The 14,225-nt window shown below is 37.1% G+C and carries 14 protein-coding genes; 10 read left to right on the forward strand and 4 right to left on the reverse strand.

Annotation, left to right across the window (positions count from 1 at the left end; translation table 11 throughout):
• Positions 1–361 precede the first annotated feature (361 nt).
• The 10 genes from CXF85_RS09455 (at position 362) to CXF85_RS09500 (ending at position 10,523) form a co-directional block, all read left to right on the forward strand.
• Entirely contained in the window at positions 362–724 is a 363-nt protein-coding gene (locus CXF85_RS09455; protein WP_101228282.1) for a YebG family protein, read from the forward strand.
• A 95-nt stretch (positions 725–819) separates the two neighbouring features.
• Positions 820–1,575 (forward strand): M48 family metallopeptidase, encoded by a 756-nt coding sequence (locus tag CXF85_RS09460; RefSeq protein ID WP_101228283.1) that lies wholly within the window; start codon positions 820–822, stop codon positions 1,573–1,575.
• Between the two features lie 485 nt (positions 1,576–2,060).
• Entirely contained in the window at positions 2,061–2,426 is a 366-nt protein-coding gene (locus CXF85_RS09465) for a response regulator (RefSeq protein ID WP_101228284.1), read from the forward strand.
• On the forward strand, positions 2,423–3,031 hold the full coding sequence (locus tag CXF85_RS09470) for a chemotaxis protein (RefSeq protein ID WP_101228285.1): 609 nt from the start codon (positions 2,423–2,425) through the stop codon (positions 3,029–3,031). Before CXF85_RS09465 ends, CXF85_RS09470 begins: the two co-directional genes overlap by 4 nt.
• A complete protein-coding gene (locus CXF85_RS09475) occupies positions 3,031–4,044 on the forward strand; it encodes a GGDEF domain-containing protein (protein ID WP_101228286.1) in 1,014 nt (337 codons plus the stop codon). Before CXF85_RS09470 ends, CXF85_RS09475 begins: the two co-directional genes overlap by 1 nt.
• A gap of 402 nt (positions 4,045–4,446) precedes the next feature.
• Entirely contained in the window at positions 4,447–6,924 is a 2,478-nt protein-coding gene (thrA, locus tag CXF85_RS09480; protein ID WP_101228287.1) for a bifunctional aspartate kinase/homoserine dehydrogenase I, read from the forward strand.
• Entirely contained in the window at positions 6,924–7,916 is a 993-nt protein-coding gene (thrB, locus tag CXF85_RS09485; RefSeq protein ID WP_101228288.1) for a homoserine kinase, read from the forward strand. The genes thrA and thrB overlap by 1 nt, the downstream gene beginning before the upstream one ends.
• Before the next feature lie 70 nt (positions 7,917–7,986).
• Complete coding sequence (gene thrC, locus CXF85_RS09490; RefSeq protein WP_101228289.1) at positions 7,987–9,291, forward strand: threonine synthase; 1,305 nt, start codon at positions 7,987–7,989, stop codon at positions 9,289–9,291.
• Positions 9,292–9,432: 141 nt separating this feature from the next.
• The gene (ung, locus tag CXF85_RS09495) at positions 9,433–10,116 is read left to right on the forward strand and encodes a uracil-DNA glycosylase (protein WP_101228290.1); all 684 of its coding nucleotides are present in this window, start codon (positions 9,433–9,435) and stop codon (positions 10,114–10,116) included.
• A gap of 104 nt (positions 10,117–10,220) precedes the next feature.
• Positions 10,221–10,523 carry a hypothetical protein gene (locus CXF85_RS09500; protein ID WP_101228291.1) on the forward strand — a complete coding sequence of 101 codons (303 nt, stop codon included), beginning with the start codon at positions 10,221–10,223 and terminating at the stop codon, positions 10,521–10,523.
• A 42-nt stretch (positions 10,524–10,565) separates the two neighbouring features.
• On the opposite strand, the gene CXF85_RS09505 is transcribed toward CXF85_RS09500, so the two are convergent.
• The 4 genes from CXF85_RS09505 to trxA all read right to left on the reverse strand — a co-directional run bounded on the left by CXF85_RS09505 (position 10,566) and on the right by trxA (position 14,107).
• Positions 10,566–11,144, reverse strand: coding sequence for a GNAT family N-acetyltransferase (locus tag CXF85_RS09505; protein ID WP_101228292.1), 579 nt, complete (start codon positions 11,142–11,144; stop codon positions 10,566–10,568).
• Between the two features lie 94 nt (positions 11,145–11,238).
• Entirely contained in the window at positions 11,239–12,192 is a 954-nt protein-coding gene (locus tag CXF85_RS09510; RefSeq protein ID WP_101228293.1) for a D-2-hydroxyacid dehydrogenase, read from the reverse strand.
• A gap of 189 nt (positions 12,193–12,381) precedes the next feature.
• The gene (locus CXF85_RS09515; RefSeq protein WP_101228294.1) at positions 12,382–13,587 is read right to left on the reverse strand and encodes an NnrS family protein; all 1,206 of its coding nucleotides are present in this window, start codon (positions 13,585–13,587) and stop codon (positions 12,382–12,384) included.
• A 190-nt stretch (positions 13,588–13,777) separates the two neighbouring features.
• Complete coding sequence (gene trxA, locus CXF85_RS09520; RefSeq protein WP_101228295.1) at positions 13,778–14,107, reverse strand: thioredoxin; 330 nt, start codon at positions 14,105–14,107, stop codon at positions 13,778–13,780.
• Positions 14,108–14,225: the final 118 nt, after the last annotated feature.

The following is a 14,225-nucleotide window of genomic DNA, read 5'->3' on the forward strand; positions in this document are numbered from 1 at the left end:
AGTTGTAACCATTCACCCAGAGAATGTAAGTAAAAATCAAGCGTTAAATAGTGTATTTTTGCTAAGTCATTGATTGTCTGTTTGTTCAATAATTAATGTTGTGCCTTGCTGACATTAATATTTACATTTGGTGTTATTTTGACATACGAAAGCTGGTGTAGACGTGATTAAACTTGCGATGATTGGCTTGTTGTTAAATGTTTATATTGAGCACCATTTTTGAAATAGCTAGGTTAACTGGTTTTATATACAGTTTTTGTTTTGATTATGCTATTGTGGTAAATATAATTTGGGTTTAGGTATTATTTTTTACAGTATTATCTAATCTTTAATAAGATTAATGTAGGAATGGGGAAAACTAATGGCAGTTGAAAGTCGGTTTGTAGTAATTAGAAACGGGATCGAGGCGAAAACATTTATGGATAAGAAATCAGCTGATGAATATGACAAAATGTTGGATATGGCTGATAACTTAAGCCAAATGTTCTCTCAATCTTCGGTAGAGTTAAGTGATAGTGCCAACGAAGAGTTAAGCATTTTCTTAGCAGAACATCGAGAAGATGTACTTGTTGCGCTGTTAGCTAAAAAGCCGACAAAGGTTGCCACTAAAAATTCAATTGATACACCTATTGTTGAAGTTGTCAGTGACGAGCCAAAGCAGGCTAGCAAAGCCAAAAAAAGTAAAGTGAAAGCAACAACCACAAAATTAAGTGAAGCCAGTTAATTGGATATATGCAAGTACCATTCAAAGTGCTCAAGCACTCTTAAAGCTATATCTTGATTAGCCTCTTGATTAGTAAAGTGTGTGGTTAATTTTCTATGCTTGAATATCAACTTATTCGTAGTAAGCGTAGGAAAACACTTGCCTTACAAGTTAGGCATGGTCATGTCACTGTGCGAGCCCCTTATTATGTCACAACAAGCTTCATTGATACTTTTATTCAAGAAAAGTCAGCTTGGTTACTGACAAAGTTAGCTGAGCAAAAGGACAAACCAGATTTTTGTGATTTCAGCCAAAACTCAAATCTATTGTTTTTAGGTGAACCCCTCACGCTGAATATCTATTTGGCAAAGAAATCTAATGTATTCATCGATAACAGTTTAGTAAATGAAGTTGATTTATTCAGTACTTATAAACCATCACTTAGACAACTTAATGTTGTTATTAGTGAAAGAGTAGGTCTCAGACTAACAGAGCCTTTAGCCAGAGCTAAGCAGGTTAAAAAACTATTAGAAACTTACTTTAAGCAGCAGGCTGAGCAGTTGATTATTGAGCGGCTTGAATTTCTTAGTAGACAGACATCATTAATCCCAACAACCGTAAATATTCGTCAATATAGGGCACGATGGGGAAGTTGTAATAATCGGGGTGAGCTCAGTTTCAATTATCTTTTAATGATGGCACCAATATTCGTTATTGATTACGTTATTATCCATGAGTTGTGCCACTTAGAATATTTAAATCATTCTAAAGAATTTTGGCAACTGGTGGAAAAATACTGCCCGAACTTCCAAACAGCTAAAAAGTGGCTAAGTATTAATCAATCACAATTACACTGGCAAAATCCTAGCTAAAGATAATAGAAGCAACAAAAACCTCCCTGTTCAATGATTTCGATCACAAATTTAGACAAAACGACAACCGTTAACTACACTTTTCTATATCCCCATAAATTATAATGTTTCTCATTAATTAACGGTTTAAATTTTAAAAGGCAACGTGATGAAAACTACCTTTCATAGTATTAAGATCTCAGCTATTTACTTTAGCTCAGCTGTATTATCTCTCGCTTTTGCTTCGTTTATTCTTGGCGGCTAGTTTATAGCAGCGCTAAAGACTGCCTTAAATAAACACTTCCTCAGATTGTACTTTTATCTTATTTTTTAATAAAAAAACAAATTTAAAATGCGTGGCTTAGCGTAATCAAGTCTGATTTTTACACTTGAAAATAACAATCTTTATAATTACCCTAAAAAAAAGCAATTGTTGATTAACAATTGCTTTTTTTTAGGGTAAATTACCTCCAACAAAATAAAAATAAAATAAGGTCCTTCCTGTTATGAGCCCATCGGTGCTTATTTGTGATGATTCAAACATGGCCAGAAAGCAAGTGCTTAGAAGTCTTCCTGAACAATGGAAAAGCTCTGTTCAAACTGCAACTAATGGTGCTGAAGCATTAACTATTTTACGTGATAATAGTATTGAGGTGCTCTTCCTTGATCTGACTATGCCAGGAATTGATGGTATTGGCGTTTTACAAGGTATTCAAAAGTTAAATCTTAATTGCAGTGTTTTTGTTATTTCAGCTGATGTTCAACCTGAAATGCAAAGTAAGGTAAAAGCACTCGGCGCGAAAGAGTTTTTGCGTAAACCAGTAAAACCAGATGATTTAATCAATCATTTACAACAGCATGGTCTTCTATGAGTGAATTTCACCTAACTGAAGATCAGCAAGATTGCTTACAAGAGCTTATTAATATTGCTATGGGACAAGCAAGTGATCAACTTGCTCGTTATCTTGATACTTTTGTTTACTTGAAAGTGCCAAACATTGAAAGTGTTGATGCTAAAGAATTAATGCATACTTTGAGCCAGCAGAAAAATACTATGGCTGTAGTAAGCCAAGGTTTTTTTGGTTATGAAGGTATCCGTGGTGAAGCACTCTTAGTTTACCAAGAAGAAGACTCTGGTCGCATTGCCGATTTACTTGGTTATGAACCTGATGAGTTATCACAAGATGAACAATTAATTGATATTAGCTCTATTTTAACGACAACATTTTTGAATGTATTTGCTCGTCAAATTGATAATCAAATGTCTTATAATGCTCCTAAGTTACTGCCCAGTGCCAAGGACAACTTATCTGAGCACTTACAACAAATGCCATTTAGTTGGGATTTAGCATTAAAAGTGAATATTAACTATCAAGTTACTGACTATTCCTTTAATTGTAATATGATCTTGTTGATCCCTGAAACGGCGATAACGAATATCAAAGACGTACTTGATCGGATATTGGCAGAATTCTAATGCTTGATTTTAACGCTCTTATTTCAACAACACCTGACACATTGACTTTTAATGAGCAGGTGCTTAAACAAATAAATAGTCAAATCGCTAACCAATTAAATACCGGTATTTTGGTATTAGATGCTGATTTTAATATTGTTATTTGGAATCGTTTTTTACAGGTTCATACCGATAAAGTAGCTGAAAATACTCTGGGTCAGTCTATCTTTAGTGCATTTCCAGAGTTGCCACAGCGTTGGTTATCACGTAAGTTTAGCTCTGTTTTGCAATTAAATACCCCAAGCTTTTGTTCGTGGGAACAAAGACATCATCTATTTGAATTACCTCATACTCGTCCTATCACAACGGATAGTGAGTTTATGGCACAAAACTGTACTTTTTTGCCAATAGAAACGGATTGTAAAGGTAAACACATCTGTATCTTAATTGAAGATGTTACCGATGTTTGTCATTATCAAACACAATTACAAAAGACATTAGCTAAGCTGGCGCAAATTAGCCGTATAGATGGTTTAACTCAAATCTATAATAGAAGGCATTGGCAAGAGTCACTAGAGCAAGAGTATGCAAAATCACGACGACATGGCAAACAACTATCACTAGTTATGCTGGATTTAGATCACTTTAAATTACTCAATGATAATTATGGTCATCAATGTGGTGATATGGTGTTAATTGAAGTCAGCGCTTTAATAAGTTCTTTATTAAGAGTTGAAGATGTTTTTGGTCGTTATGGTGGTGAAGAGTTTGCCATTATTTTACCTGAAACAAGTTTAAGTGGCGCGATAGGACTAGCACAGCGGATTTGTAATAGCATAGCTGCAACAGCTTTAACTTATAAAGATCAGACCCTCAAGGTAACGGTAAGTTTGGGGGTGGCACAACTCAGTGCTGAAGAAGTTAATTATGAAGAATTAATAACTCAATCTGACAACGCGTTATATCAAGCAAAAGCGCTAGGACGTAATCAAGTGTGCAGTACCGCTTGCTCTACCAGTTTAGTTATTGATTAATACCCCGATAAACATCCTCCACGCTACACCATCAGGTCTAGTTCTATATCATTATGAATAAAGCAGAATGTTTTATTTGTTTTTTTGCATAAACTATAACTTTTTATTTACTGGTTTTTGTCATTAAACATTGACACTCTTCATAACTTAAGGCATTTTAAGCTTATGAAAATAAACAACAGCCACATTATTATTATTACCACCACCACCCGAATTAGGATGGCGGTCGCTGGCTAACGTGTAAAAAATAAAAATTTTATCGAAGCCCGTGACCTGAAAAGGTTACGGGTTTTTTTATGCTTACAATGAAGAGTATTAGCTCTAATAGCTTGTGGTAGCTTACAATAGCTTAAACAATAAAAGAGTATATTTATTCATTATCTCTTTATAAAGGAAGAAAACATGCGTGTACTTAAATTTGGTGGCTCTTCACTAGCTTCAGCAGAGCGCTTTCGTCAAGTTGCTGATATTATCAAAGACAAAAGTGAATCTTCAAATATTGCTGTTGTTGTCTCTGCACCACAAGGGGTGACCAATCACCTCGTAGCTATGGCTGAGAATATCAGTGATGAAGCAAAGCTGGTAACAGACTTAGGCCACTTCAAACGCGCAATAACAACAATTATTGATGACTTATCAGCAAGTATTAGTAACTTTAATCACCAGCATTGTGAGCAAGCGTTAACTAATTATGAGCATCAACTACAACGTTATATGCAAGGTGTAACCTTATTAACTTATTGCCCTGCTCATATTAGAGCGCGAATCATCAGTACAGGTGAGCGTTTAAGCGTGGCGATCCTTGATGCGGTATTACAAGCTTATGGTTTACAGGTCTCATTATTAGCGCCAGAGAAGTTTTTATATACCAATAACTCTTCACTGAATGCGGTAGCCGATTTAGTACTATCAAAAGAAAAGTTTGCGCGTGAATACAATAAATTAAGTAAAGTATCGTTAATGCCTGGTTTTATTGGTGTTAATGCTGATAACAACAGCAATATGCCACAAGTAACTACCTTAGGGCGTAATGGCTCGGATTATTCTGCTGCCGTATTAGCTGTTTGTGCAGAAGCTGAGTGTTGTGAGATTTGGACTGATGTAGACGGAGTCTACAATGCTGATCCTCGTTATATTAAAGAAGCTAAATTGCTTGATTATTTATCTTATCAAGAAGCAATGGAGCTATCTTATTTTGGTGCCAGTGTTTTACATCCAAAAACAATTGGGCCTATTGCTCAATATCATATCAATTGTCTAATTAAAAATACCAGTAACCCAAGTGCACCAGGTACGTTAATTTCTAGTGAGAATGACCAACAAAAACGCGTTAAAGCAATTTCCAACCTTGACGACTTAACCATGGTAAATGTGTCTGGACCAGGCATGAAAGGTATGGTCGGCATGGCAAGTCGTGTTTTTGCCACTATGAGTAGAGAGAATATCTCTTTGATACTTATTAGCCAGTCGTCGAGCGAGTATTGCATTAGCTTTTGTATTTATTCAAGTGATGCAGAGCGTGCAAAACAAAGTTTACAAGATGAATTTGAATTAGAGCTTTTGAATGGTTTACTTGAGCCTTTATCGTTAAAGGGTGAACTATCTATTGTGTCACTAGTGGGTGATGGTATGCATCATCAACGAGGTGTGGCAGCTAAATTCTTTAGTTCATTAGCTCAAGCTCGGGTTAACGTAGTTGCTATTGCTCAGGACTCCTCTGAACGTAGTATCTCTGTAGTTGTTGAACAACGAAAATGTATGGATGCGATGAAAGTTAGTCATCAAAACTTCTTTTCCCATAAACCAACGATTGATGTTTTCTTGGTAGGTTGTGGTGTTGTTGGCAGTGAGCTAATCGCGCAAATATCACGTCAACAAGCGAGTTTGAAAAAGCAAAATATCGTTTTGAAAGTCTACGGAATTGCTAATTCTAAAGGTATGGTTTTTGACAAAGAAGGCATTGATTTAAATAACTGGCAAGAAGCTGTTGCCAATGCAACTGACGCGTTACCCGTTAATGTCGATAACCTTAAAGGTTTTGTTCGTGATAATCATCTAATTAACCCTGTGTTTGTTGACTCAACGTCAAATGAAGCATTAGCGATGAGTTATGTTGATTATTTAGCTGAAGGTTTCCATATCGTCACGCCAAATAAAAAAGCCAATACAGACTCTTGGGAATATTATCAAGAGTTGCGTAGTACGGCACAGAAAACTAATCGTCGTTTCTTATATGAAACAACGGTAGGTGCTGGCTTGCCGGTTATTGATACCTTACAAAGCTTAATTAAAGCGGGTGATGAGTTACAGCGTTTTGAAGGGGTATTATCTGGCTCTTTATCTTACATGTTTGGTAAGTTGGAAGAGGGTATGTCGTTATCAGAAGCTACCGCTATTGCCAAAGAAAATGGCTTTACGGAACCAGATCCTCGCGATGATTTAAGTGGTATGGACGTCGCTCGTAAATTATTAATCATGGCACGTGAAGCCGGTATGCAATTAGAGTTATCAGATATTAATATTGAATCAGTATTACCTAGTGATTTTGATGCCAGTGGCGATGTGAGTCAGTTTATGAGTAACATATCTAAACTTGATAGCGGTTTTGCTGAGCGGGTAGCAAATGCAAAATCTGAAGGTAAAGTACTTCGTTATATTGGTAATATTGTTGACGGTAAATGCCAAGTTTCTATTGAGTCGGTCGGATCTGACCACCCGTTATATAGCATTAAAGATGGCGAAAACGCTTTAGCTATTCATAGTCGTTATTACCAACCATTACCGTTTGTTTTACGTGGCTACGGTGCTGGCGCAGCGGTTACAGCGGCAGGTGTTTTCGGTGATCTATTAAGAACTTTAGCTTGGGAGCAACAGCACTAATGTCAGTTACTAATACTAACGCTAATATTGAGAACAGTGTTTCAGTATTTGCACCGGCTTCTATTGGTAATGTCAGCGTAGGTTTTGATGTTTTAGGGCTGGCAGTAAAACCAATAGATGGTACATTATTAGGTGATGTTGTTACTGTTAGTGCAACGACATCTAATGAAAGTAGCCTAACGGTTACTGGTAGTTTTGCCGATAAGTTGCCAACGAACAAAGAAGATAATATTGTTTGGTCTTGCTTATTACTTTTTAATGAACAATTGATCAGCACTGACAGAGTTCCTGTATTTTTAGATATCAGCTTGGATAAAAAAATGCCTGTTGGCAGTGGTTTAGGTTCAAGTGCCTGCTCTGTTGTTGCCGCGCTAGCAGCCTTAAATGCATTTTATGCTAAATATCAGGATTTTAGTTTTTCTGAAAATCACTTGTTAAAAATGACAGGCCAAATGGAAGCACAAATTAGTGGCAGTTTACATTACGATAATGTTGCGCCATGTTATTTAGGTGGTCTGCAGTTAATGGTGCCGGATGAAAACGTGATCTCACGCATTTTACCAAACTTCGATGATTGCTACTATGTCATGGCATATCCTGGTATAGAAGTCTCGACTAAAGCTGCTAGGGATGTTTTACCAACAACTTATAGCCGTAGTGACGTTATTAGTTATGGTCAAAACTTAGCAACCTTTGTCGATGCATGTCACCGTCAAGATAAGAGCCAAGCATTCTCGGTATTAACCGACGTTATTGCAGAGCCGTACCGGACTAACTTGTTGCCTAGATATCAAGAGTCTCGAGACTATCTGACCGCACAAGGCGCTTTAGCTGTTGGTATTTCAGGCTCAGGACCGACACTATTTTGTGTTTGTGATAGCGAGCAACAGGCAGAGCAATACGCGCTATGGTTACAAGATAACTACCTACAAACAGCATTAGGCTTTGTCCATGTTTGTAAAGTCGATAAAGTTGGCGCAACAGAAATTTAAGATCATCGTGCTTTTAAATATATAAGCACGATGGCGAAACAATTTAGTAAACAGATTATTAGGAAAGAAAGTGAAATATTATAATTTAAAAGAAAATGATGAACAGGTATCTTTCTCACAAGCGGTAAAGCAAGGCTTAGGTAAGAATCAGGGGTTATTTTTCCCTAGTTCAATGCCTAAATTAGATAACATAGATGAGTTACTAGCACTGCCTTTGGTCGAGCGTAGTGTCAAAATATTACAGCCTTTCGTTGAAGGTGATTTAACGAAAAGTGAATTAACTGACATTGTTACCGACGCTTTTAATTTCCCCGCTTTATTACAGCCGATAAGCCCAGACCGAGCTATTTTAGAATTATTTCACGGACCAACGTTAGCATTTAAAGATTTTGGTGCTCGTTTCATGGCGAAATGTTTGCAAACATTTGTTGCTAAGGATGCTAAAGCCAGTGGCGAAACTAAGCCGTTAACTATTTTAACCGCTACTTCAGGTGATACCGGCGCTGCTGTTGCTCATGCATTCCATGGTATTGATAATATTCGTGTTGTTATCATGTATCCAAAAGGAAAAATTAGTTTACTGCAAGAAAAAATGTTTACCACCCTAGGTGGTAATATTGAAACATTAGCCGTTGATGGTGACTTTGATGATTGTCAGTCGTTAGTTAAGCAGTCTTTTGACGATAAAGAATTAGCAAATACCATTGGTTTAAACTCGGCAAACTCTATCAATATCAGTCGATTATTAGCACAAGTATGTTATTACTTCGAAGCAGTAGCACAGCTATCAAGAGTAAAAAGTGACTTAAGCAGCATCGTATTCTCTATTCCAAGTGGCAACTTTGGTAACCTTACAGCAGGTTTGTTTGCTAAAGCAATGGGGTTACCTATTAAACGCTTTATTGCAGCGACTAATGCTAACGATACTGTGCCACGTTACTTAGAAACAGGAGAATGGACGCCGAATAAAACGGTAGCGACTATTTCAAATGCAATGGATGTGAGTAACCCGAATAACTGGCCACGCGTAGAACATATGTTGAAGAGCGGTATTGTTGAGCAAGGTTGTGTAAGTTCAGTATCCATCGACGAAGAGCAAACGCAGTCTACTGTTATTGGGCTTAGAAAATTGGGTTACATTAGTGAACCGCATGCAGCTGTAGCGTATAAAGCATTACAATACAGTGCTACTGAAGATGAGTTTGGCGTGTTCTTAGGAACGGCTCATCCAGCTAAATTTAAAGAAGTTGTTGAAAGTATTCTTGGTCAGCCATTAGGTTTACCAAAAGAACTTGCTGATTGCGCAGGCGAGCCTATTTTATCGCAAGATCTGACTACTGACTTCAGTGATTTACGTAGCTATTTACTAAGTTAATCTTGGATAAAATCTCTAAATAACACTTTTGACAATGCTTAACGGTATTGCTTAAGTTAAAATAAGAATTCAAAATATAAAGCTATCACCTTTGGTGATAGCTTTTTTATTGGTAACAGGTATAAATCTTTGGATATGAATATGATCAAACCACAATGGCAGCAGTTAATTAATCGTGAAACTAAGCAAAGCTACTTTAAAAACTTAATCACTGAAGTCGAAAAACAAAGAGCATCAGAAATTTCAATTTATCCAGCAGAAAAAGATGTGTTTAATGCTTTTAATCATGTTGATATAGCCGATGTAAAAATTGTTATTCTTGGCCAGGATCCTTATCACGGCAAAGATCAAGCCCATGGTTTAGCTTTTTCAGTTCAAGATGGTATTAAAGTGCCACCATCACTCGTTAATATGTATAAAGAGCTGTCAACGGATATCAAGGGCTTTAAAGCACCAAAGCATGGTTGTTTAACGCATTGGGCGGAGCAAGGGGTCTTATTGCTAAATACAGTGTTAACTGTGCAGCAAGGTAATGCGCATTCTCATGCGAAACTGGGTTGGGAAATGTTTACTGAGCAAGTTATTAACGAATTGAATGAATATAATAATGGCTGTGTGTTTATCTTGTGGGGCGCACATGCGCATAAAAAAGGTAAAAATATAAACCAAGAAAAGCATTTAGTTTTAGCGGGCCCACATCCATCGCCATTGTCTGCCTACCGAGGTTTTTATGGCTGTCAGCATTTCTCTCAAGCCAACACTTGGTTGGCTAAACACGAGATTAATCAAATCGATTGGCAATTACCTGCAGAAGTATCCGTTTAAAGTTATACAAAAGTTAGTTACGGTAAACACTTAACAATTTTATAATTGTATTGAGTCTGCTATATTTTAAATAGAGAGCTACTTTATAGAACATAGGAAATACAATGGGTGTCAATTTTTCACAATTCGATGAGTCGTCAGTAGTAATACTAAAACGATTAGCACTACATTTTCCTAGCCCAACAGAGATTGGCTTTAATGATGTCTTTCCAGAGTCAGAGGCTGAAATTGATAAACGTGCTGCCCATATAGGTACACTCGCCTTTTTACGTCATGAAGACCTTATTGCTCATGACGTTGGTAGCGCATCATCTTTTATTCTTACCCGTAAAGGCATAGCGTTATTTAATGAAGATATCTTTCAGCATATAAAAAACCAGCTCAATAGTGAAGTCGATAGTATTTAATTAGTAGCTAGTCACTGTGTTTCTTAGATGCTTTTAATAGTATTAATTGCCAAAGTGAATAATCATTTCTGCCGCTTCACAGTGGCAGTTATGACCACATAAAATGCAGTTATAACCTTGTTTACTCTCCTCATTCCATTTATTCGGGTGGGACTTTATTAATTTCCCTCCACATTTACTGAAATATGACACGGCACTATTATTAGGGCTTTGTTTCCATAAATGGCTAATACCTGCTTGGGCGCCTTGTTGCTGCGCAGCGTTAATGGCAAGTTGTAATAGTTGTTTACCAATACCTAAACCGCGATATTTCTCATCAACGGTATTACATTTAAAGTAACAACATTTTTGACTGTCGAGCTGCCATAATTCGGGCGTACACCATTGATCTATTCGCCAATTATTGGCGGAATAAGTGCTACGAAAGCCAACAACTTGCTTATTAAGTAAAGCAACAAAACTACAATTTATCTCGTTAACTATACCTTTATTGGTCCATGCAACTATTTTTTCATCATCTAAATAACCATCACCATGAACATGATTGGCAAGGGCAATAACTTGAGAATAATACTCACTAGTTAAAGGAAAATACTTAATTTTTTCTTTTATAATAGTCATGGTTTATTAACACATCTAATGGGGTATCTCAACATTAAGATAGCAAAGCTTTAGACAAGTTGCAGTTAAAAAAATTTATATTAAACGTATCCATTTAGTCTAAACGATTTAATTCTTTACCTTGTTCGAAGGCAATAATATTTTGACTTAATAAATTAATTAACCGCTGCTGCGCCTCAATACTTGCCCAGGCGATATGAGCAGTAATTTTTAAATTCGCTAAATTACTGTTAAGTAACGGGTGTGAAGCGGGTGGCGGCTCTTGTGTTAATACATCTAAAATAGCACAAGCAATCTCTTTGCTTTTTAAGGCATTTAATAAAGCAGGTTCATCAATCAAAGCACCCCGAGCAGTATTGACTAACACTGCGGTATTTTTCATACGTGATAAAACATCAGCATTGATTAAGTTTTCTGTTTCAGCAGTTTGTGGGCAATGTAAGCTAATAATGTCAGCTTGTTCTATGACTTGATCAAACGTAACTCTGTCTGCTCTAATTACACTGGCCGTAGGTCGCTCACTAATAAGCACTTTCATATTAAAAGCCTGTGCAATAGCTGTAACGGCTTTACCTAAACTACCATAACCAACAATGCCCAGTGTTTTGCCCGCTAATTCACTGATGCTATTACCGTGGTAACAAAAAGCATCACTTTTAGACCATAAACCTTGCTCTGTATTATTATTTTGGTGGCTGGTTTGTTGATAATACTCGAGTAATTGGGCGAAAACATATTGTGCTACTGCTTGCCCGGCATAACCGCTGACATTAGTGACGGCAATATTTAAATGGCTAGCCGCTTTTATATCTACATTGTTATAACCGGTAGCGCTGATACAAATGAGCTTTACCTTAGGTAAGGATGATAATATTTCGGCAGTTAATAGCACCTTATTAGTAATAATAATATCGGCATCAAGGCAGCGCGGTATAATTTCAGTAGCAGAGGTATTCTCATAACAGACTAACTGTGAAACCTGTTGTTTAATCGCTGAAAACTCAATGGCAGAACTGAAGGTGTTTTTATCTAAAAATACTGCACGCATATTATTTACTCTATTATTTTTAATTGTTATCTAATTATTTTATTGCTGGTTTAGTCATTACTTAGCAAAGTTCTTTAGCTCCCCGCAATAAAAATAAGCTAGGTAATTCTTAGAGAACTAGCTAGCTTATTTACCTATTCAACGACTGTAATAAATTGCAGTCGTGATAATTAGATAGTGTAAATCACGTTATCCAGGGCGACCATCTTTTCTTGCGTTTATTAACATAGGACCGTAACCAATAATAAAGATGGCAAAAGCGATAAGCCAAAATCCGCCACTGATATCAATAAAGAGTAACGTTTTTTCAGGCACAGCCCAAGGACCAAAAGCACGAACAAGTGCAGCTAAGCTTATTAATACATAGGCAATGGTCATCGATTTTGGTGGTGTTAGCGGACGACCAGTATGGCCTAAAGAAACACGCGAAATCATAGCTAAAATCAAACCACCAATACCGCCAACCGTCAGTAAGTGCCAAACATGATTACTCGGTACTTCGGGTATTAAGTAACTTGCACCCAGTACGAATAAACCAAAACAGATAAATTTCATCGCGCCGTGGATAGACCATAAAAGCGGTACCTGTAAAGTGATCCAAGGTCGCCATCTTAGCCAACGCATCGTTTGAAATAGACTCGAAATGATAAGTAATATGCCAAAAAATAGCGCTGAAAAGCCAACTATTGGTTGTAATAATAAACTGAACATCGCAATGGCTAAACTACCATTGGCTGCTTTATCTAACCAAGGTAGTGGTATCGCTTTATCGGTTTTTGTCCCATTACTGGTAAACATAGGAACAACACGACCAGCCATTACCGACATTAAAAACGTAACGAGCATAACGCCAGCATAACCAGAATAAATGCTATTAAATGTTGTTGGGAAGTGTATTGCTAGGTGCATCTCTGCATTAGCGATAGTAAATAATGCTAATAGTGGTACAAAGAATAAATTACGATACTGCTTGATGGCCAAAATGGGTTTAGCTAAAACATAAGCAACCGTTGGCAGAAAAAGTAAGTCAATTATGCTTGAAAGCGTTGAACCAAGTAACTCAGGCATTACTAGAAAAATTCGACCCGCTAACCAGAGTAGGAATAACGCGAGTAGTGTTGTACCTTGGGCACCTCTAACGCCGGTCCAATTTTGTACTGCTGTTAGGAGAAACCCTGCAATAATGGCACCGCCAAAACCAAAGATCATTTCATGAATATGCCACCAATAACCGCCCCCCAAAGGCGATAAGTCAATTGTTCCCTTATACATTAATAGCCAAAGCGTGATGGCGAAAACACTAAAGATCGCGCCACTAAGGAAAAAGGGTCGAAAGCCTAAGCGTAATAGTGGTGGAATTTTTTGTTCTGTTGCTAAGTCGGTGATTTGCATCATTTGTGTGCCTTATGTACATCGAAGATGATTATGACGATATTGTTAGGAATGATTGTTATAAATGATTGTAATGAATAGTCAGTGGCGATGCCCGAAATAGATCAATGAATAGTGAATAATTAGGTGGATATAATATAAAACTAGGCTATCGATGTTGATAGCCTAGTGAGCTAAGTAGCAAGGGATTTTATTACTGCTGAACGAATTTTTTAACTTGGCTAACCGAAGCTGCGCCTACTTGTGTTGCAACGCGTTCTCCATTGTTCATTAATAATAATGTAGGAATGCCTCGGATACCCAATTTAGTCATTAGCTCCTGGCTGTCATCAGCGTTAATTTTGATGACTCTAATATCTTGATGTTCTTGTGCTATTTGCTCAACAACGGGCGCTATCATCTTACATGGCGCGCACCATGGTGCATAAAAATCGATTAATACTTTACCTTTGACTTGCTCTACTTGTTGTGAAAAATTCTCGGCTAAAACGTCTTCAACTTTTATCAATGTTGCTGTGCTCATGATGTACTCCATTATGTAGGGGGTATTTAATACCATACGGATTAATTACTGTTGTTTTTCTGTAGTGAATCAAGCTTCAACGAGTTTTACTTAACGCTTAATCAGTAAATGCAGTGTA

The organism is Colwellia sp. 75C3 (assembly GCF_002836255.1).
Lineage (GTDB): Bacteria > Pseudomonadota > Gammaproteobacteria > Enterobacterales > Alteromonadaceae > Colwellia.

Coding starts and splice junctions, on each gene's coding strand:
- CXF85_RS09455 (WP_101228282.1), top strand. CDS start 362: ATGGCAGTTGAAAGTCGGTTTGTAGTAATTAGAAACGGGATCGAGGCG.
- CXF85_RS09460 (WP_101228283.1), top strand. CDS start 820: ATGCTTGAATATCAACTTATTCGTAGTAAGCGTAGGAAAACACTTGCC.
- CXF85_RS09465 (WP_101228284.1), top strand. CDS start 2,061: ATGAGCCCATCGGTGCTTATTTGTGATGATTCAAACATGGCCAGAAAG.
- CXF85_RS09470 (WP_101228285.1), top strand. CDS start 2,423: ATGAGTGAATTTCACCTAACTGAAGATCAGCAAGATTGCTTACAAGAG.
- CXF85_RS09475 (WP_101228286.1), top strand. CDS start 3,031: ATGCTTGATTTTAACGCTCTTATTTCAACAACACCTGACACATTGACT.
- thrA (WP_101228287.1), top strand. CDS start 4,447: ATGCGTGTACTTAAATTTGGTGGCTCTTCACTAGCTTCAGCAGAGCGC.
- thrB (WP_101228288.1), top strand. CDS start 6,924: ATGTCAGTTACTAATACTAACGCTAATATTGAGAACAGTGTTTCAGTA.
- ung (WP_101228290.1), top strand. CDS start 9,433: ATGATCAAACCACAATGGCAGCAGTTAATTAATCGTGAAACTAAGCAA.
- CXF85_RS09500 (WP_101228291.1), top strand. CDS start 10,221: ATGGGTGTCAATTTTTCACAATTCGATGAGTCGTCAGTAGTAATACTA.
- CXF85_RS09505 (WP_101228292.1), bottom strand. CDS start 11,144: ATGACTATTATAAAAGAAAAAATTAAGTATTTTCCTTTAACTAGTGAG.
- CXF85_RS09510 (WP_101228293.1), bottom strand. CDS start 12,192: ATGCGTGCAGTATTTTTAGATAAAAACACCTTCAGTTCTGCCATTGAG.
- CXF85_RS09515 (WP_101228294.1), bottom strand. CDS start 13,587: ATGATGCAAATCACCGACTTAGCAACAGAACAAAAAATTCCACCACTA.
- trxA (WP_101228295.1), bottom strand. CDS start 14,107: ATGAGCACAGCAACATTGATAAAAGTTGAAGACGTTTTAGCCGAGAAT.